General features: G+C 56.7%; 22 protein-coding genes and 5 tRNA genes. 23 read left to right on the forward strand and 4 right to left on the reverse strand.

Translation table 11 applies throughout. From position 1 onward, the window contains the following. Window positions 1-119: 119 nt before the first annotated feature. The 7 genes from mnmG to LOH54_RS01995 all read left to right on the forward strand — a co-directional run bounded on the left by mnmG (window position 120) and on the right by LOH54_RS01995 (window position 7516). Complete coding sequence (gene mnmG, locus LOH54_RS01965) at window positions 120-2000, forward strand: tRNA uridine-5-carboxymethylaminomethyl(34) synthesis enzyme MnmG (protein ID WP_231021210.1); 1881 nt, start codon at window positions 120-122, stop codon at window positions 1998-2000. Continuing rightward, complete coding sequence (locus tag LOH54_RS01970; RefSeq protein WP_231020081.1) at window positions 1997-2866, forward strand: hypothetical protein; 870 nt, start codon at window positions 1997-1999, stop codon at window positions 2864-2866. The genes mnmG and LOH54_RS01970 overlap by 4 nt, the downstream gene beginning before the upstream one ends. 80 nt (window positions 2867-2946) lie before the next feature. Beyond that, a complete protein-coding gene (gene petA, locus LOH54_RS01975; RefSeq protein WP_231020083.1) occupies window positions 2947-3444 on the forward strand; it encodes a ubiquinol-cytochrome c reductase iron-sulfur subunit in 498 nt (165 codons plus the stop codon). Between the two features lie 13 nt (window positions 3445-3457). Beyond that, a complete protein-coding gene (locus LOH54_RS01980; protein ID WP_231020085.1) occupies window positions 3458-4672 on the forward strand; it encodes a cytochrome b in 1215 nt (404 codons plus the stop codon). A gap of 10 nt (window positions 4673-4682) precedes the next feature. Continuing rightward, window positions 4683-5624 carry a c-type cytochrome gene (locus tag LOH54_RS01985; protein WP_231020087.1) on the forward strand — a complete coding sequence of 314 codons (942 nt, stop codon included), beginning with the start codon at window positions 4683-4685 and terminating at the stop codon, window positions 5622-5624. A 168-nt stretch (window positions 5625-5792) separates the two neighbouring features. Beyond that, the gene (gene moaA, locus LOH54_RS01990) at window positions 5793-6758 is read left to right on the forward strand and encodes a GTP 3',8-cyclase MoaA (protein ID WP_231020089.1); all 966 of its coding nucleotides are present in this window, start codon (window positions 5793-5795) and stop codon (window positions 6756-6758) included. Further along, the gene (locus tag LOH54_RS01995) at window positions 6758-7516 is read left to right on the forward strand and encodes a 7-carboxy-7-deazaguanine synthase QueE (RefSeq protein ID WP_231020091.1); all 759 of its coding nucleotides are present in this window, start codon (window positions 6758-6760) and stop codon (window positions 7514-7516) included. The genes moaA and LOH54_RS01995 overlap by 1 nt, the downstream gene beginning before the upstream one ends. 6 nt (window positions 7517-7522) lie before the next feature. On the opposite strand, the gene LOH54_RS02000 is transcribed toward LOH54_RS01995, so the two are convergent. Further along, window positions 7523-8794 carry a TAXI family TRAP transporter solute-binding subunit gene (locus LOH54_RS02000; protein ID WP_231020093.1) on the reverse strand — a complete coding sequence of 424 codons (1272 nt, stop codon included), beginning with the start codon at window positions 8792-8794 and terminating at the stop codon, window positions 7523-7525. 34 nt (window positions 8795-8828) lie between these two features. Here LOH54_RS02000 and LOH54_RS02005 point away from each other — a divergent pair, with 34 nt between their 5' ends. Further along, on the forward strand, window positions 8829-9761 hold the full coding sequence (locus tag LOH54_RS02005; protein ID WP_231020095.1) for a hypothetical protein: 933 nt from the start codon (window positions 8829-8831) through the stop codon (window positions 9759-9761). A gap of 1 nt (window position 9762) precedes the next feature. Here LOH54_RS02005 and LOH54_RS02010 read toward each other — a convergent pair whose 3' ends face one another. Further along, window positions 9763-12459, reverse strand: coding sequence for a hypothetical protein (locus LOH54_RS02010; RefSeq protein ID WP_231020097.1), 2697 nt, complete (start codon window positions 12457-12459; stop codon window positions 9763-9765). A gap of 89 nt (window positions 12460-12548) precedes the next feature. Here LOH54_RS02010 and LOH54_RS02015 point away from each other — a divergent pair, with 89 nt between their 5' ends. Together LOH54_RS02015 and LOH54_RS02020 are read left to right on the forward strand one after the other, a co-directional pair. Next, window positions 12549-13319 carry a TrmH family RNA methyltransferase gene (locus LOH54_RS02015; protein ID WP_231020099.1) on the forward strand — a complete coding sequence of 257 codons (771 nt, stop codon included), beginning with the start codon at window positions 12549-12551 and terminating at the stop codon, window positions 13317-13319. Between the two features lie 4 nt (window positions 13320-13323). After that, window positions 13324-14475: a phospholipase A gene (locus LOH54_RS02020; protein ID WP_231020100.1), complete on the forward strand. Its 1152-nt coding sequence runs from the start codon at window positions 13324-13326 to the stop codon at window positions 14473-14475. 6 nt (window positions 14476-14481) lie between these two features. On the opposite strand, the gene LOH54_RS02025 is transcribed toward LOH54_RS02020, so the two are convergent. Both LOH54_RS02025 and LOH54_RS02030 read right to left on the reverse strand, forming a co-directional pair. Beyond that, entirely contained in the window at window positions 14482-14802 is a 321-nt protein-coding gene (locus LOH54_RS02025) for a thioredoxin family protein (RefSeq protein WP_231020102.1), read from the reverse strand. 173 nt (window positions 14803-14975) lie between these two features. Then, a complete protein-coding gene (locus LOH54_RS02030) occupies window positions 14976-15710 on the reverse strand; it encodes a YaaA family protein (RefSeq protein WP_231020104.1) in 735 nt (244 codons plus the stop codon). 97 nt (window positions 15711-15807) lie between these two features. Here LOH54_RS02030 and LOH54_RS02035 point away from each other — a divergent pair. The 13 genes from LOH54_RS02035 (at window position 15808) to rplL (ending at window position 20980) form a co-directional block, all read left to right on the forward strand. After that, a tRNA-Thr gene (locus tag LOH54_RS02035) sits at window positions 15808-15883 on the forward strand. A gap of 55 nt (window positions 15884-15938) precedes the next feature. Continuing rightward, window positions 15939-16024 (forward strand) — tRNA-Tyr (locus LOH54_RS02040). A 2-nt stretch (window positions 16025-16026) separates the two neighbouring features. After that, window positions 16027-16103, forward strand: a tRNA-Gly gene (locus LOH54_RS02045). A gap of 84 nt (window positions 16104-16187) precedes the next feature. After that, window positions 16188-16262 (forward strand) — tRNA-Thr (locus LOH54_RS02050). 120 nt (window positions 16263-16382) lie between these two features. Then, window positions 16383-17582, forward strand: a complete 1200-nt coding sequence (tuf, locus tag LOH54_RS02055; protein ID WP_231020105.1) for an elongation factor Tu — start codon at window positions 16383-16385, stop codon at window positions 17580-17582. 34 nt (window positions 17583-17616) lie between these two features. After that, a complete protein-coding gene (gene rpmG, locus LOH54_RS02060; RefSeq protein ID WP_231020107.1) occupies window positions 17617-17769 on the forward strand; it encodes a 50S ribosomal protein L33 in 153 nt (50 codons plus the stop codon). Window positions 17770-17795: 26 nt separating this feature from the next. Then, window positions 17796-17871: transfer RNA gene (locus LOH54_RS02065), tRNA-Trp, on the forward strand. A 105-nt stretch (window positions 17872-17976) separates the two neighbouring features. Then, window positions 17977-18162 carry a preprotein translocase subunit SecE gene (gene secE / locus LOH54_RS02070; RefSeq protein WP_231020109.1) on the forward strand — a complete coding sequence of 62 codons (186 nt, stop codon included), beginning with the start codon at window positions 17977-17979 and terminating at the stop codon, window positions 18160-18162. Window positions 18163-18172: 10 nt separating this feature from the next. Beyond that, the gene (nusG, locus tag LOH54_RS02075; protein WP_231020111.1) at window positions 18173-18703 is read left to right on the forward strand and encodes a transcription termination/antitermination protein NusG; all 531 of its coding nucleotides are present in this window, start codon (window positions 18173-18175) and stop codon (window positions 18701-18703) included. A gap of 24 nt (window positions 18704-18727) precedes the next feature. Then, entirely contained in the window at window positions 18728-19153 is a 426-nt protein-coding gene (gene rplK, locus LOH54_RS02080; RefSeq protein ID WP_231020113.1) for a 50S ribosomal protein L11, read from the forward strand. Between the two features lie 73 nt (window positions 19154-19226). Continuing rightward, window positions 19227-19922, forward strand: coding sequence for a 50S ribosomal protein L1 (rplA, locus tag LOH54_RS02085; RefSeq protein WP_231020115.1), 696 nt, complete (start codon window positions 19227-19229; stop codon window positions 19920-19922). Between the two features lie 175 nt (window positions 19923-20097). Next, window positions 20098-20580, forward strand: coding sequence for a 50S ribosomal protein L10 (rplJ, locus tag LOH54_RS02090; RefSeq protein ID WP_231020117.1), 483 nt, complete (start codon window positions 20098-20100; stop codon window positions 20578-20580). A 31-nt stretch (window positions 20581-20611) separates the two neighbouring features. Then, a complete protein-coding gene (rplL, locus tag LOH54_RS02095) occupies window positions 20612-20980 on the forward strand; it encodes a 50S ribosomal protein L7/L12 (protein ID WP_231020119.1) in 369 nt (122 codons plus the stop codon). The last annotated feature ends 166 nt before the right edge of the window (window positions 20981-21146 follow it).

The raw sequence follows: 21146 nt of genomic DNA on the forward strand, positions 1-21146 counted from the left end.
CCCGATCAATCCTCAATTTAGTTTTAAACGAAGCAGCTAGACAGAGGTATCGGCTCCGAAGTCGCTATAATTCCATTTATTAAAAGGTTGAAAAGACCTGAATAGCGGAGAGAGACGTGTTGGAATACGATATTATCGTCGTCGGCGGCGGTCACGCCGGTATCGAAGCCTCCCTTGCGGCGGCACGCATGGGCAAGAAGACCCTGCTGGTCTCCATGCTGGCCGAACAGGTGGGGGCGACGTCATGCAACCCGGCCGTCGGCGGATTGGCGAAGGGGCACCTGGTCAGAGAACTTGATGCCCTCGGCGGCGAAATGGGACTGCTCACTGACGAGGCGGGGATCCAGTACCGTATCCTCAACGCCGCCAAAGGCCCCGCCGTACGCGGCAGCCGGGCGCAGATCGATATGGACAAGTACCGCATCGCCGCGCGCAACGTCATTTTGAACACCCCGAACCTTGACCTGCTGCAGGAAACCGTCGAGTCGCTGCTGGCCGAGGGGCAGACGGTGACTGGCGTGCGAACGAACCTGCTCAACGAGTACCGCGCCAAACGCGTTGTCCTCACGACGGGGACCTTCCTCAAAGGGGTGGTACATATCGGCGAGGTGAAACAGACTGCGGGCCGTTTCGGGGAGTTCTCGGCGGAGAACCTCTCCGATTCGCTGCGCCTCCTCGGTCTCAAGGTCGGCCGCCTCAAAACGGGCACGTGCCCCCGCGTCGATTCCAAGACGATCGATTTCTCCGTGATGGAGCAGCAGCCCGGCGACGAACTGCCGAACCCCTTCAGTTTCCGGACCGACCGCGAGACGTTCGCCGAAGAGAAGCAGCAGCTCCCCTGTTACATCGCCTACACGAACGAGGATACGCACGGTATCATCGAAGGCAATTTCCACCGCGCCCCGCTCTTCACCGGCCAGATCGAGGGCATAGGCCCCCGCTACTGCCCCAGCATCGAGGACAAGATCAACCGCTTCCGGGACAAAGAGCGTCACCACCTCTTCATCGAACCGCAGACGGAGGAGAATACGGAGTGCTACATCAATGGGATGAGCACGTCGCTTCCGCCCGACGTTCAGCAGGCGATGGTCCACTCCGTGCGCGGCATGGAGAACGCGAAGATCGTCCGCTACGGCTATGCCATCGAGTACGACTACGTTGACCCGACGGAGCTGAAGCACTCCCTGGAGACAAAGAAAGTCAGCCACCTTTTCCTCGCCGGGCAGATCAACGGGACGACGGGCTACGAAGAGGCGGCGGCCCAGGGGCTGATGGCCGGCATCAACGCCGCGCTCTCGCTGGATGGGCGGGAGCCGCTGGTACTGGGCCGCGACGAAGCCTACATCGGTGTCCTGATCGACGACCTCGTCACCAAGGGAACGAAGGAGCCCTACCGCATGTTCACCTCCCGCGCCGAGTACCGTCTGCTGCTGCGCGAAGAAACTGCCGATATCCGCCTGGGCAAATACGGCCACGATGCGGGACTCATCGACGATGCGACCTTTGAGAAGTTCGAGGCGAAACGGCTGCAGATCGAGGAGGGGATGGCCCTGATCAACGCGACGGAGTACACACCCAACAAGGAGTTCCTCGCCTTTCTCGAGAGCATCGAAGAGGAGCGTGTAACGGACAAGATCAGCGCCCAGCAGCTTATCGCCCGCAAAAGCTTCACCCGTGAGAAGATGCTGAAACTGCTGCCGGAACTGGAAAAGTATGACCCCTATATCCAGGAGCAGATCATGATCGACGCGAAGTACGCCCGCTACGTCGAGAAGCAGCTCGACGAGATCGAGAAGATGAAGAAGAACATCAGCATCAAGATCCCGGAAGGGTTCGACTTTGCCTCCGTCAAGGGGCTCTCCAACGAGATCGTCGAGAAGCTCAAAACCTTCAACCCGCCGACCCTGCAGGCAGCCTCGCAGATCAGCGGGGTGACGCCGGCGGCGATCGAGATTCTACATATCTATATCAAGATGGCACAGAAAAAGGCGGCAGGATGAGACTCTTTTATTATGTACACACCGGGCACCGCATCGGCCTGGACCGTTTCCGCCGTGCGGCGACGATCATCCGCGCCCTGGGCGACGTCGACATTACCCTGCTGACCTCCGATTTCCGTATCGCCTCGATGGCCCGCGAACACGGTATCAAGCGTGCCGTCGGCGTTGACGTCGTGCGCAACATTCCCCAGATCGCGAACAACGGCGACAAGATCATCTTCGACTCCGCCGAGATCAACCCGGTCATGCTCGACGACATGACCCGCTACTTCTCGACTTTTATCCGCATCAGCGACGACCCCAACGAACAGAAGCATCCCGATGAACTGCTCGTCTCCCCCTACCTCGAAGGCGAAGGGATCTTCAAAGGGGTCGCGGTGGACGACGCCTGGTTCGAGCCGAAGCCCAAAACGATCAAGCGGGCTCTCTTCTTCGGCGACGATGATTATGAAGAGGACCTTGCGGCGAATGCTGAAACCTTTGCCGGGCTGGAGCTGGAGCTGCTGGAAGGATTCTACTGGTTCTACGGCTACGGCGAGAAACTCAAGGGCAGTTTCTCGGCACTGCATGACGAAGAGGCGTACGATGCCGTGGTCGCCGGCAGCGAATGCCTGGTAACCTCCTCACCGCAGGCAGTACTGGAGCATCTGGCCGCCGGCGGCAAGCCGATCTACCTGCAGCGCGAAGACTACCCGACCGATTTCATTCCACTATTTGAATCACTCACCATTCCCGTTATTCACGGTTTTAATAAGTCTGCATTATCCGAAGCATTAAATGAAATGCAATCACATACCTATCACGCATGCCCCAAAAATAGCGAAAAACTGGCAACCTTTCTTAAACAAAATCTAGATTTATATTGACTTAATCCTATTTTATATAAGATAGAGCGAAATATTTTATAAGAGAGGACATAACTATGGAGCAAAGCCGTAGGGGTTTTATGGGTAAAGTCTTCGGAGCGGTGGCCGGTGTCGGCGCCGTCGGAGCACTTTATGCCATGAAAAAATCGTGGGACCCGCTTCCGAGCGTCAAAGCCGCGGGTTTTACGACAATCGATCTGAGCGCAGCTGAACCAAATAAGCTGATGGTCGAAAAATGGCGTGGAAAGCCGATCTTCGTACTGAAAAAGACACCGGAGATGGTCGCCAAGCAGAGCGCGGAGCAGACGGCTCGCGACATCGTCGTGAACGGGGACAGCTTCCTGATCTGTATCGGGCTGTGTACGCACCTGGGATGTATCCCGGCTTATCGCGAAGCGAAACTGGACTTTAAATGTGCCTGCCACGGGGGCGAATTCGACAGCAGCGGCATCGAAACGAAAGCCCCGCCGCCGAGCCCGATGGAGATCCCGCCCTTTAACGTGAAGGGCAACACGGTCGTATTGGGTGAAGAGGGCGAAGCGTATCGCAAAATGAAAGAAGCCGGCGTGCTGGCGTAAGTGAGGGGGAGAAATGGCACATTTTACCAAAGCAACCAGCGTTCATGACTGGTTGAACCAGCGCCTGGCGATTGATACGCTGCAGCGCGTACTCTCAAAAGAGTATTGGATTCCGAAAAACATCAATTTTCTTTGGGCAATGGGGATGGTCCTGGCGTTTACGTTCGGCATCCTTCTCGTATCAGGGATTTTCCTGCTGATGTACTATCAGCCAAACGTCGACACGGCCTTTGACAGTGTCAACTATACGATCATGCGCGAAGTGGATTTCGGCTGGCTCTGGCGTCACGTTCACGCCGTTGCGGCTTCCGTCGTCTTTTTGATCATCTATATTCACATGCTGACGGGAATCTACTACGGTTCGTACAAAAAAGGCCGGGAGATGATCTGGATCTCCGGTATGCTTCTGTTCGTAGCGTTCTCCGCCGAAGCGTTCAGCGGTTACATGCTGCCGTGGGGCCAGATGAGCTACTGGGCGGGTATGGTTATTACCAACCTCTTCAGCCTCGGTTCGCTGGAATTCAATGGCCTCGTTGAATGGATCCGCGGTGACTACGTCCCGGGTCAGGCCTTCCTGGACCGCTTCTTTATGCTGCACGTCCTGCTGATCCCGCTGGCGATCCTGGGCGTCATCGGCCTGCACTTCGGTGCCCTGCGCATCCCGCACGTCAATAACCAAGACGGCGAAGAGTTCGATTTCGATGAAGAAGCAGCCAAGTATAAAGCCGGCAACAAGAAAGAGTCCAAGGTTATTGCCTTCGCGAACGACTTCCTTTCTAAGGATATGTTCGTCGTGAGCATCTACCTGATCTTCTTCTTCTACCTGGTCTTCTGGCACTTCGGTTTCGCGATGGACCCGATCAACTTCGACCCGGCAGACGGACTGAAGACACCGCCGCACATCTATCCGGAGTGGTACTTCCTCTGGAGTTATGAGATTCTGCGTCCGTTCCCGAAAGACCCGGGCCTCGTCGCCTTCGGGTTTGCGCAGGTGATTTTCTTCCTGCTGCCGTGGTTCGACCGCAGTCCGAACGCCGTGCCGGCTAGCCGCCGCGGCCTCTTCTTCTTCTGGTTCTGGGCGATGGTCGTCGACCTGATCATCCTGACCGCGATGGGCAAGCTGCCGCCGGTCGGCGTCTACAGCCTTATCGGTGAAGTAGCGGCATACGGCTTTATCGCCCTGTGGGTGATCCTGCCGTTCATTACAAGAAATGAAAAACGGGTATAAGGAGAAGTAGATGAAAGAATTTAAAATTTTAGCTGTTGTCATCTTCTTTACCCTGGTGACCTATTGGCTGGTTGAACCTTTTGCCCATTCACAGATGCATGCGCATGTCGAAAGCGAAGGATTCTCCTATGATGATCTTCCGCCGCTTGAGAAAACGGGCGACGCTACCCGCGGCCAGGAACTGGTCATGGGCGCGGGCGGCTGTATCGGCTGTCACAGCATTGAAGCTGCGGGCTTCCCGGCGGCAATGTCGCCGGTCGACAACAGTGCGGCCTACGGCGTCAACCCGCCGGACCTGAGCAACGCGGGCGGCATTTACGCTGCCAAGTTCCTCGCGGCCCTGATCAAGAACCCGACGCAGGCGTTGATGGTCGAGCACAAGTTCACGCCTGAGAGCGGCAAGATGCACCCGATGGTCGCCTTCTACGGCGCCGGCGGGGACATCGACCAGGAGGTTGCCGATATGGTCGCCTACCTGCAGTCTATCGCACCGAAGCCGGATCAGATCACGCCGAAGCAGGCGTTCGATACGGCCTGCGGCCGCTGCCATGCCGTCAAATACGAGAACTGGACGCAGATCGGCGAGAAACCGGCCTTCAAGAAAAAACGCGACGAACTGGTCTTCCTGACACAGGTCGAGGATTACAACGCGAACCTGATGGGCTATATGGGTAAACTCCCGCCGGATCTCTCCATGTACATCCGTTCCCGCGGTGAACACTACATCTCGACCTTTATCGAGAACCCGCAGAACCTGCTTCACGGCACGGCGATGCCGCGGGTCGGTGTCAGCAAAGACGGTGCGGAGAAGGTGATCGAGTACCTCGTAGAGGCAGGCGATCCGAAGCACGCCGAACGCGACAGCGTCGGTATCAAGGTGATGATCTTCCTGCTCGTCTTCGCGGCGGCATCCTATCTCTGGAAAAAAGAGATCTGGAAAGATCTGCACTAACGCCGGGGCCCGCGGCCCTGCCGCACCCGGTTACTTAACCCATCTCAACCCTTTCCAATCAACTTCCCGCTATAATTTCACTTTTCTAATGGATAGGATACCTTTCCACACATCAAAATATGAGGCACATTCCGAGCGATTCGGACGTCCCTTGAAAAAGAGTAGGCATTGCTGGTAGACAAGTTTGACAGGACCGTTGATTATCTCCGCGTTTCGGTAACGGAGCGCTGCAATTTCCGCTGTCAGTACTGTATGCCGGAAAAACCCTTCTCCTGGGTCCCCAAAGAGAAGCTGCTCAGTTTCGAGGAGCTTTTCGCCTTTATCAAGGTGGCCATCGACGAAGGGGTCAAGAAGATCCGCATCACCGGGGGCGAACCGCTCCTGCGCGAAGATCTCGACGTCTTCATCAAGATGATCCATGACTACAAGCCCGATGTCGACCTGGCGATGACAACCAACGCCTACCTGCTCAAGGGTGCGGCGCAGAAGCTTTATGATGCCGGGCTGCGCCGCCTGAACGTCTCCGTCGACTCCCTCAAGCCGGAGGTGGCGGAGAGGATCGCCCAGAAAGACGTTCTGGGGCCGGTTCTCGCGGGCATTGACGAGGCGCTCAAAGTCGGCCTCAAGGTCAAAGTGAACATGGTCCCGATGAAGGGGGTCAATGACGGCGAGATCCTCGACATCCTAGACTACTGCAAAGCGCGGGGAATGGTCGTGCGCTTCATCGAGTACATGGAAAACGTTCACGCCCATGATGAAGTCAAAGGGCTTGACAGCGAAGAGCTGCTCAGCATTATCGGCAGCCGCTACGCCTACAAGGACGAGGGCTTTGACGGCCACTCCCCGTCGCACTACTACAAGCTCGGCGATGGCTACGAGTTCGGCATCATCGAACCGCACAAGGACGATTTCTGTAAAAAGTGCAACCGCATCCGTCTCACGGCCGAGGGACAGCTGATTCCTTGCCTCTATTTCGACGAGGCGATGAGCATCAAGGACGCCGTCAAGCGGGGCGACATCAAAACGGCGGCCCTGATCCTCAAAGAGGTTGTCAAGAACAAACCGGAGAAGAACCGCTGGAGCGATCCGGACGGCGAGCACTCCAAGCGCGCCTTTTACGAAACGGGGGGCTGATGCTCTACCTGGTTGAACACTTCTACTCCATCCAGGGCGAGGGGCGCTATACGGGCGTGCCGTCGCTCTTTTTCCGTTTCGGCGGCTGCAATATGCGCTGCGAGGGATTCGCCTGCAGCGAGACCGCCGCGAACGGGGTGACGGTCACGGGCTGTGACACCGTCTACGCCGTCAACAAACAGCATTTCGGTGAGCAGTGGCTCTGCATCGAGCATGCCGACGAACTCATTACGATCATGAACAGCTATACCCTGCCGCCGAAAGTCGATGTCGTTATGACCGGCGGCGAGCCGCTGATCTACGCCGAGAACGAGGTCTTCACGGCCTTTGTCCGCCATCTTGTCGACCGGGGCCACCGTGTCACCTTCGAGACCAACGGCGCGATGCCCGTCGATTTTGACCGTTTCCCGGTCTACCGCGACTGTGTATTCGCCCTCTCCGTCAAACTCTCCAACAGCGGCGAGCCATTTGAGAAACGGGTACGCCCGAACGCCTTCGTCCCCATTGCGCAGCAGGCGAAAGAGGCCTACTTCAAGTTCACGATCGACCGGGACTCCATCGGTGAAAACATGGAGCACGAGATCGACGAAATCGTCGCGCATGCGCCGCAGCTCCAGGTCTACTGCATGCCTATGGGCGGCAGCCGCGCCGAGATCGAAGCCAACACCGAGGCGGTCATTGATTTCTGCAAGGCCCGCGGCTACACCTACAGCGACCGCCTTCATATCCGCATCTGGGACGCCAATAAAGGGGTATAGCCCCTCCTAGCTATGGGCGCGGAGCTTGCCCAGGATCAGCTCGAAATGCTGGATCAGGTCGTAATACTCCCGGCGATACGAGAGCGGCACGTCGACTTTCTGGATCTTCTGCAGCGCCTCTTCGAGTTTCATGACCGCTTCGCGCCGCTGTGACGCGTCATAGCTGTCCATCTCATCTTCGATCGCGTTGAGCGTTCTGTACCAGCGGTAGATCTTGGAGCGGCTGCGCCACGTCACGAGCGGCAGGAAGAGTTTCACCAGCGGGATCATCAGGGCGATGACCGGAATGAAAAGCAGCATCAGCCGTTTGATGATCGAGGCGATCCAGAAGGGGAAGAGGCTCTCCAGCCAGCTTTCGCCGTCGCGCAGATAGACCTCCGCATCGGCGTTGATGGGGAACTCCAGGCGGGCGGTGCCGGGGAACTCGCCCTCTTTGCGGAAGACGCCCGCACCGCCGTGGACCTTTTGGGCGGCGCGCAGCACCAGCCGGATAAGATCGGGATGGAGATCGTCGCGGCTGACCAGCGTCGCTGTCGCGGCGATGAGATGCTTGGTCGTTGCGGGGAGGTTGTGTTCAAGGTCCATGACCCCTTCGTCCAGCGTGACGGCATTGAGAAAGGGGTAGCGGACGGTATAAGCGTGGGTCCGGGTGAAGTCGAGCAGTTTGATCTTCGGATCGAGCAGCAGCGTCTTCGTCAGCGGCGCGAAGGCACCGATGATGCTAAAAAGCGCATCGGCGTCACCGTCAAAAAGCGCCTGGGCCCCGGCGTCGTTTCCGAGGGAGAGCAAGGTGCTGTTCTCCGGTGTGATGCCGTTCGCCCCGAGCAGCGTGAGCGCGAGGGCCTTCGTCCCGCTCCCCTCGTCGCCGACGGCAATGCGTTTGCCTTTGAGCTCGCTCAGGTTGTGCAGTTCTCCAGCGGCGGCGGAGTAGTAGACCCATATCGGTTCGTTGTACAGGCTGGCGAGGGAGGTGAAGGGCTCGCTTTTGAACGCATCGGTGCTGCCGCTCTGCACAAAAGCGATGTCGACCTTTTTCGCTTTGAGCAGCCCCAGCGCCTCCACCGAACCGTGTGTGGGAACGATCTCGACCGTGACATGCTGTTTGGCCAGCAGCGCCTTGTAGCGCAGCGCGCTTTGGAAGTAGATGCCCTCTTCGGTGCCGGTGGCAATGGTGACGTGGTCGGGGGCCAGCGGCGGGAGGAAACGGCTGCCGACATAGAGCAGCCCCAGGAAGAGGGCGAGTATGGGCAGAATGATCTTGCAGAGATGACACTTCATGACGCTATAATAACGAAAAAAGCGAAGCGGAACGATGACACGTGTTGTGCTGGCCGTCTTGATGCTGTGCCGTGTCCTGTGGGGCGCGGATACGCCCGAAGAGGCGGCAAAGAAAGCGTACCTTGCCAACATCAACGCCCTGATGGTCTTTACGACCAAGGACGGGCTCAACTCCGGGACCTATGAGTTTACCCGGGCCAATACGAGCATGTACATCATCCACCTCCCGCTGCGCTACCAGTTTGAACCTTTCGCCCCGGACCTGAACGCCTTCGTGATCGGCGGGGTGGGGTACAGCGAAACCAAGCTGACCAACGACGTCAATACGTCGACACCGCTCTCCGGCGATATTGCGCTGAGCGCGACGAACATGCTGCGCACCTACACGGGCGGGATCGGCGGGGGGCTGCGCTACCGGCCGGGGCTGGGATTCGAGATGCTCGGCGGGGTCGAGGCGATTTACTCCCGCGTCGGCGTCAGCGCCCGCGACAATAACGGCGCAGGCGACAGTGTCGGTGACCTGTTTAAAGAGAGCTACAACGCCAACATCTCCTACCGCGTTTTTTTTGCGCTGGAGTACCGGCGTGAATGGAAAGGGTATAAACCCTACGCGACACTGACCTACGACCTCTATGAGACCAAAAGCGCCATCAGTACCAAGCAGCTGAGCAAGTTTACCACCCAGACGAACGTCACCTCCTTTTCCATCGGCGGTGAAACGGCGGCGCTGGCGAACTACGACGGAATGTACCTGACGCTGGAGGGGTACCTGCGCGGCAGTTACCTGGGGGGTGACATTACACGCGTGACGCACTTCGACGGCTACGGTACGCTCGGGGGGGTCGGCTACTGGTACGTCAGCGAGGCGATGAACTATATCGAGCGCTTTTTCCTCGAAGTGAGTACGATCCAGGCCGACGGGCTCCGGGGATATAACATCGGACTGGGGTTTACGCTGGATTATTAGGTCAGTAGGCGATGCCCACGCTGAAGCGGACACTGTGGCGGTCCGAGGCCAGCGGGGAGTCGCTGTAATAGTAGTCCACGGTGATGGGCAGCGGGAGTTTGTTGAACCAGAGCGTGTCAAGCGTCAACCCCGCCGAGGTCTCGGAGGTGTAGAGGTGCGGGCTTGAGGGGTTAAAGGGTTCGAGGTCATAGTAGGCGTACCCGGCGCGCAGGGCCTCGCGGCGGAGCGAGACGGGGAAGGTGAAGAAGTACGCGGAGAGGTTGAACACCTTGCGCAGCTCCGCATCGGCTTTGAGCGCGCTTTTGGCATACGTCGTGTCGCGTAGGGTCGGCATAATGACCGTCGAGGGGTCGTTCTCTTTGAGCTTGTCGGCGATGCCCGTCGCGAGTTTGACCCCCCGGGCGTCCAAACCGGTGTCGGCGTCGCTCTGCGAGTACTGCCCGCCCAGGGCGAGATAGAACTCGTGGCTCAGGTCGCGTTCCAACGCCGCTTCCCCGCCCCAAGCAGTGTCCCCCCGGTCGAAGGCGGTATAGGGGGTCAAAGCGTAAAAGGCGTTGCGGTACATGCTGACACCGTACTGCTCACTGCGTGCCAGGGGAAGGGAGAGGGAGATAGGGGTCCGGGTGTCCGCTTCGTAGTCCTGGTAGTAGGCGGCCCTCAGCGCGCCGTACGCGTAGCCGCGCTGCCAAAAGGGGAGCTCCGCTTCCGCCGAGAAGCCGAAAGGACGGGGAGAGGGTTCGGTGGCATTGCGCTCGGGGGCGTCGATGACACCGTAGGCAGTCACGGCGAACTGCAGGAGGTACTCGCTGTTGGCGTAGCGCATCCCGCCGAGTGTGTATTCATCGACATTCCGGGTGACGAACGCGGAGAGGAGGTTACGCGTCAGCGGGTCGGCGAAGTTGAGGGAGAGGTCAAAGAGCACGCCCGCGTCGCTGTCGCTGCCCAGAGCGACGTCCGTGCCGCTGTAGTGCAGCTCAAGGGGCGAGTGGTAGGGGTGTTCGAGGTCGAGAGCCTCCGCCGATGCATTCGTTTCCGGAGGCTTCTCCCCCGCGTGCTCGAAGAAGAGGGTGACCTCGTAGGGTGTCTCGTCGATCGTTTCGAGGGGTATCTTTTGGTAGGTATAGGCATCCGCGCCCATCACGGCCGCCAGGGCATGGGTATCGTCGATGAGGCGCGCCTCGAAGATGGTGTCGGCGGGATGCGCCCGCGTGATTTTGCCGTTATCGTAGCGGAACAGTCCGGAACCGTGCGGCGTATTGGCAATGAAGTAGACGCGGCCGCGGCCGTCGACGCCGCTGACGTTCCCGTAGTAGCCCCGGAGGGAGAAGAGCGGGGTTTTGTTCCTGTAGAGGGTGCGCGTTTTGCCTTCGCCCTGCACGAAGTAGTAGAGGTTGTCCCCGCCGTCGATAAAGACGGAGGAGTTGGTGCGGGCATAAAAGCTGTCGCCGACATAGAGCTGCGGCTGGTCGAAGGAGGCGGGCACGTCGAAGTAGACGGGGGTGCCGTCGCGGAGGTACCCTTCGATGACGCGGCCGGCCGTGCCGTCAACGAGGTGGGCACCTTCCGTATAGAGTCCGGCCTCGATGCGCAGCGGAGAGGTGTAGGCGCTGCTCTGGGTCGCGTAGCGTCCTTCGGGGGTTCTGACGACTTTTCCGGCGCGGTAGCTGCCGCTTTCCCGGCTGAGCCTGCCGCTTTTTTTGTCGTAGACGACCAGCTCGGGGAAGCTTCTGCCGGTCGCGTTGACGGTGAAGTAGACGGCATCGTTGTCGCTGTTGATCGATGTGTAGAACTGGGTGGCGGCTAGGGGCTTTCCTTCAACATCCTGCATCGCTTCCGCTTCCGATGCCATCTTGTCCGCCCAGGTCTGCAGGGCCGTTTCAAAATCGTATCCGATGCTGCGCCTTGTCGTGCGATTCGTGAAGAAGGGCCAGAACCAGTTATACGAATGCAGCCGCCAGTAGGCGTTGACATCTGCCATCCCGAAGGTACTGGCCAGGTCGTACTGGTAAAACCCCCCGAGGGTGTAGAAATGCGAGCCGTAGAGGAAGTCGTAATTGGCATTGTAGACCCGTTCGGGCGTCAGGAGACCCGCCTTTGCCTGCTGCAGGGTCGCGGCCTTGAACCGGCCGCTGTAGAGCCGTCCCCCGTTGCCGTGCCAGGATTCGTTAAGAACGGCATTTCCTTCGAGCAGAAAGCTGCTTTCAACGATGTTGGGCAGGGTGAACCAGGGCAGCAGGACGAAGCCGTTGCCGAAGACGGTGTGCAGCGTGCTGGAGACGGGGTTGTCCTTGACGTTCATCTGATAGTTATGCGCGCTTTCGTGGTAGAGCAGGGTGTTCAGCCAGGAGGTCGTGCTGAAATAGTCGATCATCAGCGCCCCGCCGCCGTAGTTGATCTGGCGGTTGAGGGGATAGGGGGTGGAGAAGCCGTTGGCGATCTGGTTGTGGCTGGAGAGCAGGCCGACATAGAGCGTCTCGTCCATCGTGTAGCCGTAGAGTTTGTCATACTGCGGCAGCAGGACGTTCTCGACCGCGGCTGCTTCCCGGGCAACGGGGAGGTTCCCCTCCGTATAGATCAGTTCGCAGCCGCCGATATCGGCCGTGAAGTAGGGCACGTCGCAGGGGACGGTACTGCTTTGCAGGAGCGCTGCGTGCAGGCCAAGGGCGGGGAGTAACAGAAGGGATGCCAAACGAACCATGCGGAAAAACCTCGGGGGAGTTGCAACATTATAGTGCCTGATCTGTTACAAATCAACCGGGTTCAGTCCCGATGGGTATAATAACGGCTATGAAAGATTCCGCAAGCTACCAAAAGAAGAAGCGTTTTTTCGAGGGGATGATCACCCTTTACGGCCGCAATGCCGTGGAGGAGGTCCTGGATGATAACGCGGTCGAGATCCATGCGCTCCACCTGGCCGAGTCGAACCAGCAAGAGGGGGTGATCGACCGTATCACCGCCAAAGCCCGTGCACGGGATGTGGAGATCAAGTACCACTCCAAAGCGGCGCTGTCGCGCATATCACGGAATGCGAAACAGGATCAGGGGGTCGCCCTCGATGTCATTGCGCCGTCCTATCAAAGCGCAGAAGCGCTGCTGGAATCGCCTGCGTCAAGCGGCCGGCTTCTGGCACTCGACGGCATCCACAACCCGCAGAACCTCGGGATGATCATCCGTTCGGCGGCGGCCGGGAACATCGACGGGATCCTGCTGCCCAAACAGGGCAGCGCCAAACTCTCTCCCCTGGTCATGAAAGCGAGCGCAGGGACGCTTTTCAAGCTGCCGATCTACTACTGCGATACGCTCCCGGAGATCCTGGAGACACTGCAGGCGCAGGGGTGGAGTATTTTTGGCCTCTCCTCCCACGCCGACGCGACGCTGCACACCCTTGCCGTGCCGGCGAAGACGGTCTTCGTGCTGGGCAATGAGAGCGAGGGAATGAGCGACGCCGTGGCGGCACGCTGCAATGCACGGTTGGCTATCCCGATGCAGCGGGGGGTCGAATCGCTCAATGTCGCCGTGACGGCGGCGCTGCTGGCATTTTTGCCGGCTGGGGAGTGAGCGCATGGGACGGGTGTTGCTGGGACTGCTCCTGCTCTGTCTGGGGGCAATGGCGGAGAGCCAGTTCGAGACGGGGATGGAGCATTACCGTCAGGGAGACTACCCCACAGCGTTCGAGATTTTCAAGGCCGCGTACGAGGCGACAGAGGATGAAGACGCGGCCTACATGCTTGCCAGGATGTACGAAAAAGGGGAGGGGGTCGACGCCGACCGCGCCAAGGCGGACAGATGGTACCGCCGTTCGGCGCGGCGCTACTTCGAGGCGGCGGCAGACTCCTCACTGCACCGGGAGAACAAACGGCTGCTTTCGACCTACCGCGAACTCGACCCGGTCGAGGACAACGAGACCGCCGAGACGATCCGCAAAAGCATCATTGCCGATTTCGGCCTGAAGACCTTTCACGAGAACTACCTGCTTCCTTTCGGATACCGTGAAGGCGTGTATGACAGCTATGTGCCTTCGGACCATTACAAGAACATCGAAGCGGAACTGCAGTTGAGCTTCCGCCTCGACTTCCTTCCCAACCTATTCGGCCTGAACGAGACCTATTCGGCTGCCTACACCCAGCGCTCTTTCTGGCAGGTCTATGCCGGCTCTGCGCCCTTCCGGGAGACGAACTACCAGCCCGAACTCTTTGTCACCTTTCCGACGGCGTCGCACAAAGTGCCGATCAAGTCGGTCGCAGTCGGGTTTGCCCACCAGTCCAACGGACAGGGGAACATTACCCAGCAGGACCTCGGCGATATCAACGTCAGCAACCCCGGTGCCCTTACCCCCTATCTGCGCAACCGTTCGCGTTCGTGGAACTACGCCTGGACGGAGGCCGTTTTCCAGACGGGCAGCCTCTTTACGGCGCTGAAGTTCTGGTACCGTTTCAAAGAGAGCGAAGAGGATGACAACCCGGACCTGACCGATTACCTTGGGTACGGCTCGGTGCGCCTGGTACTGCCCTACGGTAAAAGCATGACAAGTCTTCTGCTGCGGCACAATTTCGTGACGGGCAAGGGAGCGCAGCAGCTGATCTGGACCTATCCGCTCTCGCACCGCGAGAACGTCTTCTGGTGTCTGAAAGCCTTCACCGGCTACGGCGAGAGCCTTATCGACTACAACAACTACGTGACGAAGTTTTCGATCGGGTTCAGCTTTTCGCGCTAGCGGCGCCTAGGAGAACATGATCTCGTAGGGGCGGCGGATCGCTTCGACGACCTCGCCGACGCTCATATGGCGGCTTTTGCGCAGGAACTCCCGGCCGTCGAGAAAGACGAGGAGGGTCGGGATCGCGAAGACGCTGTAGTGCGAAGCGATCTCGGGGGATTCGGAGATATCGATACTGACGATCTCGACGGCGTCGAAGTTGGTTTCGATCGCGTCGACGAGTTTGGGCTTGAGGGCGTGGCAGACGTTGCAGGTCGGTGCGCTGAAATAGAGCATGACCGCCGGTTTTTCCCGGAGGATGTTTTCGATCTCTGTGAGTGTTTGCATAACCGAATTTTACCATGCCTTAGCACGGTTTATCTGTGCACGCCTTGCAAGAAGTGCTCTCGGAGTGCGGGCTCTCCGCCGAGGATGCAGCGAAGCGGAATTTCGCAACGCAGTGAGGACAAAACATAGCGTTAGCGTAGGCAGCCGGGCTTTTGCTCGGGAGCCGTTATGACTTATAGGATATCGAAGACCGCTTCGCGCTTGCCCTTTTTCTCCAGAATCTCCCGGCAGGCGAGGCCGGGGATCTGCGAAGCGAGCAGGGCATCAACTGTCTCATAGCGCTGCTGAGAGAGGTGGCGCAGTACGATGCCGCGGTACGCCTTCGCCCAGTGGCTCACCACTTTCCCCTCTTTCATGAACTTCATCGTTGTGACCGGCCGGGAGGGTTTGAAGAACTTGTCGTAGTAGCCTGCCCGCAGGTCGAGGATCTCGCCGTCGCCGATCAGGGCGTCGAGCGCGGCGTTAAACGCATCCTTATAATAGCGTTCGGGCGCGATGTCGCCGACCGTGTTGCCCTGCTTTACTTTATAGGTGGGGATGAGGTCGCCGCCGCGCAGCGGGCCGAAGAGGTTGGAGAAGATGACGAGCCGTTCCTGCAGATAGGCGCTCGCTTCCGTGTCGAGGGAGGGGTAATCGAGGTAGTCGTAGGCGACGCCGTCGTAGCGTTCAACGGCGGGCATGGTCGGTGCGCTGTAGAGGTCGGCGATATAGGCCCGGGCGTCCTCGGCTTTTTTCAGGCCGAACAGGGCGAGTACGGCATCCTGGTCCTGACCGTTCACCAACTGGTTATAGGAGTCAAGAATCTCTTCGCGGGAGGCGAGACCGAAGAGGAGCGTCTCCTCGTGAATGGCTTCGGAATTGCCGCCGCTGCGTTTGCCTTCGGAGGGGGAGAAAAGGGTGAAAATCATGCTGAAATCTCTTTTTTGCATATTGTACAAAATTTTTTCAATTTAGTCTTGACATTGCGGGTGTAATCGACTATAATTCTGGCTCAATTTCAAATACGCCGGCATAGCTCAGCTGGTAGAGCAACTGATTTGTAATCAGTAGGCCCGGGATTCGACTTCTCGTGCCGGCACCATTTCGAAATTGAATTTTCATTTAGAAACAGTGTTAGACCAGATTTAACAGGCCGTGGTGAGATACTCAAGTGGCCAACGAGGGCAGACTGTAAATCTGCTGGTTTTTACCTTCGGAGGTTCGAATCCTCCTCTCACCACCATTGCGGGAATAGCTCAGTTGGCTAGAGCGTCAGCCTTCCAAGCTGAGGGTCGCGAGTTCGAGTCTCGTTTCCCGCTCCACTGGGAGCTGTAGTATAAGTTGTTTACTACTTCACAACTACATAAATAGTTTTTAGTTTCCCATTATTACTTTATCGATTACATGCCCAGTTAGCTCAGAGGTAGAGCACTTCCTTGGTAAGGAAGAGGTCGGCAGTTCAATTCTGCTACTGGGCTCCACGGAACGTTTGGGTACGTTTCCCTGTAATGCCAGAGTAATAATTGGAGCCTAAAAAGCTATTTTGTACGCTTTATCTGGTATAATTCCGTTTCCATTAATTCTTAAAGTCGGAGGACACAATGGCAAAAGAAAAATTTGAACGTACGAAACCGCACGTTAACATCGGTACCATCGGTCACGTTGACCACGGTAAAACTACACTGACAGCAGCAATCACGGCGGTACTCGCAGTTCAGGGGAACGCAGCGCTGATGGACTACGATCAGATCGACAACGCTCCGGAAGAGCGCGAGCGCGGTATTACGATCGCAACGTCTCACGTTGAATACGAAACAGAAAACCGCCACTATGCGCACGTTGACTGTCCGGGCCACGCCGACTACGTTAAAAACATGATTACAGGTGCTGCGCAGATGGACGGCGCGATCCTCGTTGTTTCCGCTGCTGACGGCCCGATGCCGCAGACTCGCGAGCACATCCTCCTTTCTCGCCAGGTCGGTGTTCCGTACATCGTTGTCTTCATGAACAAAGAAGACATGGTTGACGATGAAGAACTCCTTGAGCTCGTCGAGATGGAAATCCGCGAACTGCTCGATCAGTACGAGTTCCCGGGTGACGACACTCCGATCGTTGCAGGTTCTGCACTGAAAGCACTGGAAGAAGCGAAATCCGGCACACTCGGTGAATGGTCTGACAAGATCCTGAAACTGATGGCTGAAGTTGACGCGTACATCCCGGAACCGACTCGCGAAACTGACAAAGACTTCCTGATGCCGGTTGAGGACGTATTCTCTATCTCCGGTCGTGGTACAGTTGTTACTGGTCGTGTTGAACGCGGTCAGGTCTGTGTCGGTGAGACGATCGAAATCGTCGGTATCAAAGACACTCAGACAACTACGGTTACTGGTGTTGAGATGTTCCGTAAAGAGATGGATTGTGGTGTTGCGGGTGACAACTGTGGTGTCCTCCTCCGCGGTATCGCAAAAGAAGCTGTTGAGCGTGGCCAGGTTCTCTGTAAGCCGGGTTCAATCACGCCGCACACTAAGTTCGAAGCAGAAGTCTACATCCTCTCCAAAGAGGAAGGTGGCCGCCATACTCCGTTCTTCAACGGTTACCGCCCGCAGTTCTACGTCCGTACAACAGACGTTACTGGTGCGATCACTCTGCCGGAAGGTACAGAGATGGTTATGCCGGGTGACAACGTTGCCATCGTCGCTGAGCTTATCGCTCCGATCGCGATGGAAGAAGGTACACGCTTCGCGATTCGCGAAGGTGGCCGTACAGTCGGCGCCGGCGTCGTTTCAAAAATCCTTGCGTAATCGGGTTACCCGATTCGCAAACTAGGAAGAAACCATGCGTGAAAATATCCACCTCGCTTGTGAGAAGTGCACACGTCGCAACTACCACACAAGCAAAAACAAGAAGACACACACTGAGAAGTTCTCTGTGCGCAAATACTGCAAGTTCTGCCGCGAACATACGGTTCACAAAGAAGCAAAACTGTAAGTTGTTCTCCCGCTCGGGAGAATCATAGGCGAATAGCTCCAATGGTAGAGCGCCGGATTCCAAATCCGATGGTTGGGGGTTCGAGTCCCTCTTCGCCTGCCACATTCCTGATCAATGCAGCCTAGGGGCTTCAGTTATCGCGAATGTCAATGGGTACCTCGAAAAATCTCCGCGTCAGGTTCTTCGAGGTGCGCAAGAGGAATAGAAATGAAATCAACACTTAACAGTTATGTCAGAAACGCCCGCATCGAGCTCTCTAAAGTCATTTTCCCGACTAAAGCGCAGGTGAAACAGGCGTTCATCGCCGTCGTGGTGGTTGTTGCTTTCGTTTCGATCTTTTTGGCACTTGTAGACCTGATCATGTCTTCATCACTGTCAGCGATTTTGGGCTAAGGGAGAACATATGGCACATCAATGGTATTCTATCCAGACCTACGCAGGCAGTGAACGCAGCGTTAAAAACGCGATCCTCAACCTTGTCGACGAGCACAACCTTGCCGAGAAGATCAAAGAGGTCGTCGTCCCGACGGAAGACGTCATCGAGGTCAAAGACGGAAAGAAAAAGATCAGTGAACGTTCCCTCTATTCCGGTTACGTTTTTATCAATGTCGATCTTGATACGCCTACGCAGCACCTGATCCAGTCACTGCCGCGCGTTTCCGGTTTCATCGGTGAGGCCAACCACCCGACGCCGCTGAGCGAAAACGACATTAACACGATCCTCGACCGCGTCGAGAACCGCGCGGCGCCGAAACCGAAGGTCTACTTCGAAAACGGCGAGATGGTTCGTATCATCGACGGTCCGTTCGCGAACTTTACGGGCACGGTCGACGAGTACGACCTCGAGCACGGTACGCTCAAACTGAACGTTTCGATCTTTGGGCGCAGCACCCCGGTGGACATTTCGTACACCCAGGTCGAAAAAATTATTTAATCTTACAAAGGAAAAGGAAGCACAATGGCAAAGAAAGTCATGGGTTATATCAAGTTGCAAATTCAAGCCGGCGCTGCCAACCCGGCACCTCCGGTCGGTCCTGCGCTGGGTCAGCGCGGCGTCAACATCATGGAATTCTGTAAAGCATTCAATGAGAAGACAAAAGACAAAGCGGGCTTCAAAGTTCCGACCATTATTACGGTCTACAACGACAGAAGCTTCTCTTTTATCACAAAACAGCCGCCGGCATCTGCACTGCTGATGAAAGCAGCCGGCATCAAGAAGGGTTCTGACAACCCGCTGAAAAACAAAGTCGCCAAGATCACTAAGGCACAGCTGATGGAAGTCGTCAAGATGAAAATCGCCGACCTTAACACCGACGACGAAGAGCAGGCAGCAAAGATTCTTGCCGGTTCCGCTCGTGCGATGGGCCTCGAAATTACAGAGTAACTGTAACCAATCGAACTATCTTCGACCGCAAAGATAGAAAAAAACTGCGGCAGAATAAATTCAGGAGAATAAAATGGCTAGCAAGCGTTATAAGCAGCTGAATGAAAAAATCGACGCAGCGAAACAGTACAGCGTCGTTGAAGCGGCAGCGTTCGTCAAAGAACTGCAGTCTGCGAAATTTGATGAAACGGTTGAAATCGCGATGAACCTGGGTGTTGACCCGCGCCACGCTGACCAGATGGTCCGCGGTGCCGTTGTGCTTCCTCACGGTACAGGTAAAAAAGTTCGCGTTGCCGTTTTCGCCAAAGGTGCGAAAATCGACGAGGCAAAAGAAGCCGGTGCTGATATCGTCGGTACGGATGAACTCGTTGAGATGATCCAGGCGGGCAACATGCCGTTTGACGTTGTTGTCGCTGCACCGGACTGTATGGGTGTCGTCGGTAAGATCGGTCGTATCCTCGGGCCAAAAGGCCTGATGCCGAACCCGAAAACGGGTACGGTAACACCGGACGTCGCTACCGCAGTCAAAAACGTCAAAGGCGGCCAGGTCGCTTTCCGTGTTGACAAAAAAGGTAACATCCACGCCGGTATCGGTAAAGCAAGCTTCGACGCTGACAAGATCGCGGAGAACGTCAAAGCGTTCGTCGCAGCGATCAACAAGCAGAAGCCGGCTTCTTCCAAAGGCCGCTACATCAAGAACGCTGCGCTCTCTCTGACGATGAGCCCGGCGCTCAAATTTGACGTCGCCGAACTGGCAGACATCAAGTAATTTCTTCCCCTCCGGGGGACGGAAGTCTTGCGTTTGACATCACGGATGCCAGACGCAAGATTTTCACTAAACGAAGATCTGAAATCTTTGGACTGAAGAGAGTTGGGGGCAGCCTGTGCTGCTTAATCGGCCTTTCCCCGCCCCGCTTGAAGTTAAAGTCTGGAAAGGAGAACGAATGACAAGAGCTGAAAAAACGGAAGTCGTCAACTACCTCACCGGTGAATTCGGAAGTGTTGCGGCCGTCGTTATCTGTGACTATAACGGTCTTGGTGTTGCTGACCTCGAAGAACTGCGCGGTATGGCACGTCAAAGCGATGCGAAAGTTCAGGTTGTTAAAAACACCCTGGCGAACATTGCTCTGGCAAACGCAGAGATGACAGGCGTCGAGCTGAAAGATATGAACATCTTCATCTGGTCCGACGACGTTATCGGTGCGGCGAAAGTTGCGGCGGATTTCGCAAAGAAAAACGAGAAACTGAGCATCAAAGCCGGTTACCTCGACAAAGAGCCTGCGGACAAAGCGAAAATTGAAGCTTTCGCAAAACTCCCGGGTCGCAACGAACTGCTTGGCATGCTGGCTGCTACCTGGATGGCACCGCTCACCAACTTTACGATCGGTCTCGATGCGCTTAGAAAGAAGCGCGAAGAAGAGGCTTAATTACTTATACTAAAACCATTAGGAGATAAAAATGGCTGTCACTAAAGAAGACGTACTCGAGTACATCTCTAACCTTTCCGTTCTCGAACTGTCCGAACTTGTTAAAGAGTTCGAAGAAAAATTCGGCGTATCTGCTCAGCCGGTCGCTGTTGCCGGCGCTGCTGTAGCTGCTGAAGCTGCCGAAGAAAAAACTGAATTTGACGTTATCCTCAAAGACGCTGGTGCGAAGAAGATCAACGTTATTAAAGTTGTCCGCGGCCTGACTGGTCTCGGCCTCAAAGAAGCGAAAGAAGCGGTTGAAACTGCCGGTTCTGTCATCAAAGAAGGCGTCGACAAAGAGACTGCCGAAGCTGCAAAGAAAGAACTCGAAGAAGCTGGCGCTTCTGTCGAACTCAAGTAAGTTTCACTATCATATCGGAAGGCCTTGCCTTCCGAGCTTTTTTCCGGGCGCTTTTGCCATCCGTTTTTGTACGGCTGGCAAAAGTGCCCTTACGTCGTTTATGGCAGGGACGCCTGCTTAGACACTGCACTTACTGAACCGCTTTCAGTAATTTAACTTCATTCGA

Origin of the sequence: Sulfurimonas sp. HSL-3221 (assembly GCF_021044585.1) — a bacterium.
Classification (GTDB): domain Bacteria; phylum Campylobacterota; class Campylobacteria; order Campylobacterales; family Sulfurimonadaceae; genus Thiomicrolovo; species Thiomicrolovo sulfuroxydans.

Excerpts from the sequence above, each read along its gene's own strand:
- LOH54_RS01970 (WP_231020081.1), top strand. The coding sequence starts at position 1,997 with ATGAGACTCTTTTATTATGTACACACCGGGCACCGCATCGGCCTGGAC.
- petA (WP_231020083.1), top strand. The coding sequence starts at position 2,947 with ATGGGTAAAGTCTTCGGAGCGGTGGCCGGTGTCGGCGCCGTCGGAGCA.
- LOH54_RS01980 (WP_231020085.1), top strand. The coding sequence starts at position 3,458 with ATGGCACATTTTACCAAAGCAACCAGCGTTCATGACTGGTTGAACCAG.
- LOH54_RS01985 (WP_231020087.1), top strand. The coding sequence starts at position 4,683 with ATGAAAGAATTTAAAATTTTAGCTGTTGTCATCTTCTTTACCCTGGTG.
- LOH54_RS01995 (WP_231020091.1), top strand. The coding sequence starts at position 6,758 with ATGCTCTACCTGGTTGAACACTTCTACTCCATCCAGGGCGAGGGGCGC.
- LOH54_RS02000 (WP_231020093.1), bottom strand. The coding sequence starts at position 8,794 with ATGAAGTGTCATCTCTGCAAGATCATTCTGCCCATACTCGCCCTCTTC.
- LOH54_RS02005 (WP_231020095.1), top strand. The coding sequence starts at position 8,829 with ATGACACGTGTTGTGCTGGCCGTCTTGATGCTGTGCCGTGTCCTGTGG.
- LOH54_RS02010 (WP_231020097.1), bottom strand. The coding sequence starts at position 12,459 with ATGGTTCGTTTGGCATCCCTTCTGTTACTCCCCGCCCTTGGCCTGCAC.
- LOH54_RS02015 (WP_231020099.1), top strand. The coding sequence starts at position 12,549 with ATGAAAGATTCCGCAAGCTACCAAAAGAAGAAGCGTTTTTTCGAGGGG.
- LOH54_RS02020 (WP_231020100.1), top strand. The coding sequence starts at position 13,324 with ATGGGACGGGTGTTGCTGGGACTGCTCCTGCTCTGTCTGGGGGCAATG.
- LOH54_RS02025 (WP_231020102.1), bottom strand. The coding sequence starts at position 14,802 with ATGCAAACACTCACAGAGATCGAAAACATCCTCCGGGAAAAACCGGCG.
- LOH54_RS02030 (WP_231020104.1), bottom strand. The coding sequence starts at position 15,710 with ATGATTTTCACCCTTTTCTCCCCCTCCGAAGGCAAACGCAGCGGCGGC.
- tuf (WP_231020105.1), top strand. The coding sequence starts at position 16,383 with ATGGCAAAAGAAAAATTTGAACGTACGAAACCGCACGTTAACATCGGT.
- rpmG (WP_231020107.1), top strand. The coding sequence starts at position 17,617 with ATGCGTGAAAATATCCACCTCGCTTGTGAGAAGTGCACACGTCGCAAC.
- secE (WP_231020109.1), top strand. The coding sequence starts at position 17,977 with ATGAAATCAACACTTAACAGTTATGTCAGAAACGCCCGCATCGAGCTC.
- nusG (WP_231020111.1), top strand. The coding sequence starts at position 18,173 with ATGGCACATCAATGGTATTCTATCCAGACCTACGCAGGCAGTGAACGC.
- rplK (WP_231020113.1), top strand. The coding sequence starts at position 18,728 with ATGGCAAAGAAAGTCATGGGTTATATCAAGTTGCAAATTCAAGCCGGC.
- rplA (WP_231020115.1), top strand. The coding sequence starts at position 19,227 with ATGGCTAGCAAGCGTTATAAGCAGCTGAATGAAAAAATCGACGCAGCG.
- rplJ (WP_231020117.1), top strand. The coding sequence starts at position 20,098 with ATGACAAGAGCTGAAAAAACGGAAGTCGTCAACTACCTCACCGGTGAA.
- rplL (WP_231020119.1), top strand. The coding sequence starts at position 20,612 with ATGGCTGTCACTAAAGAAGACGTACTCGAGTACATCTCTAACCTTTCC.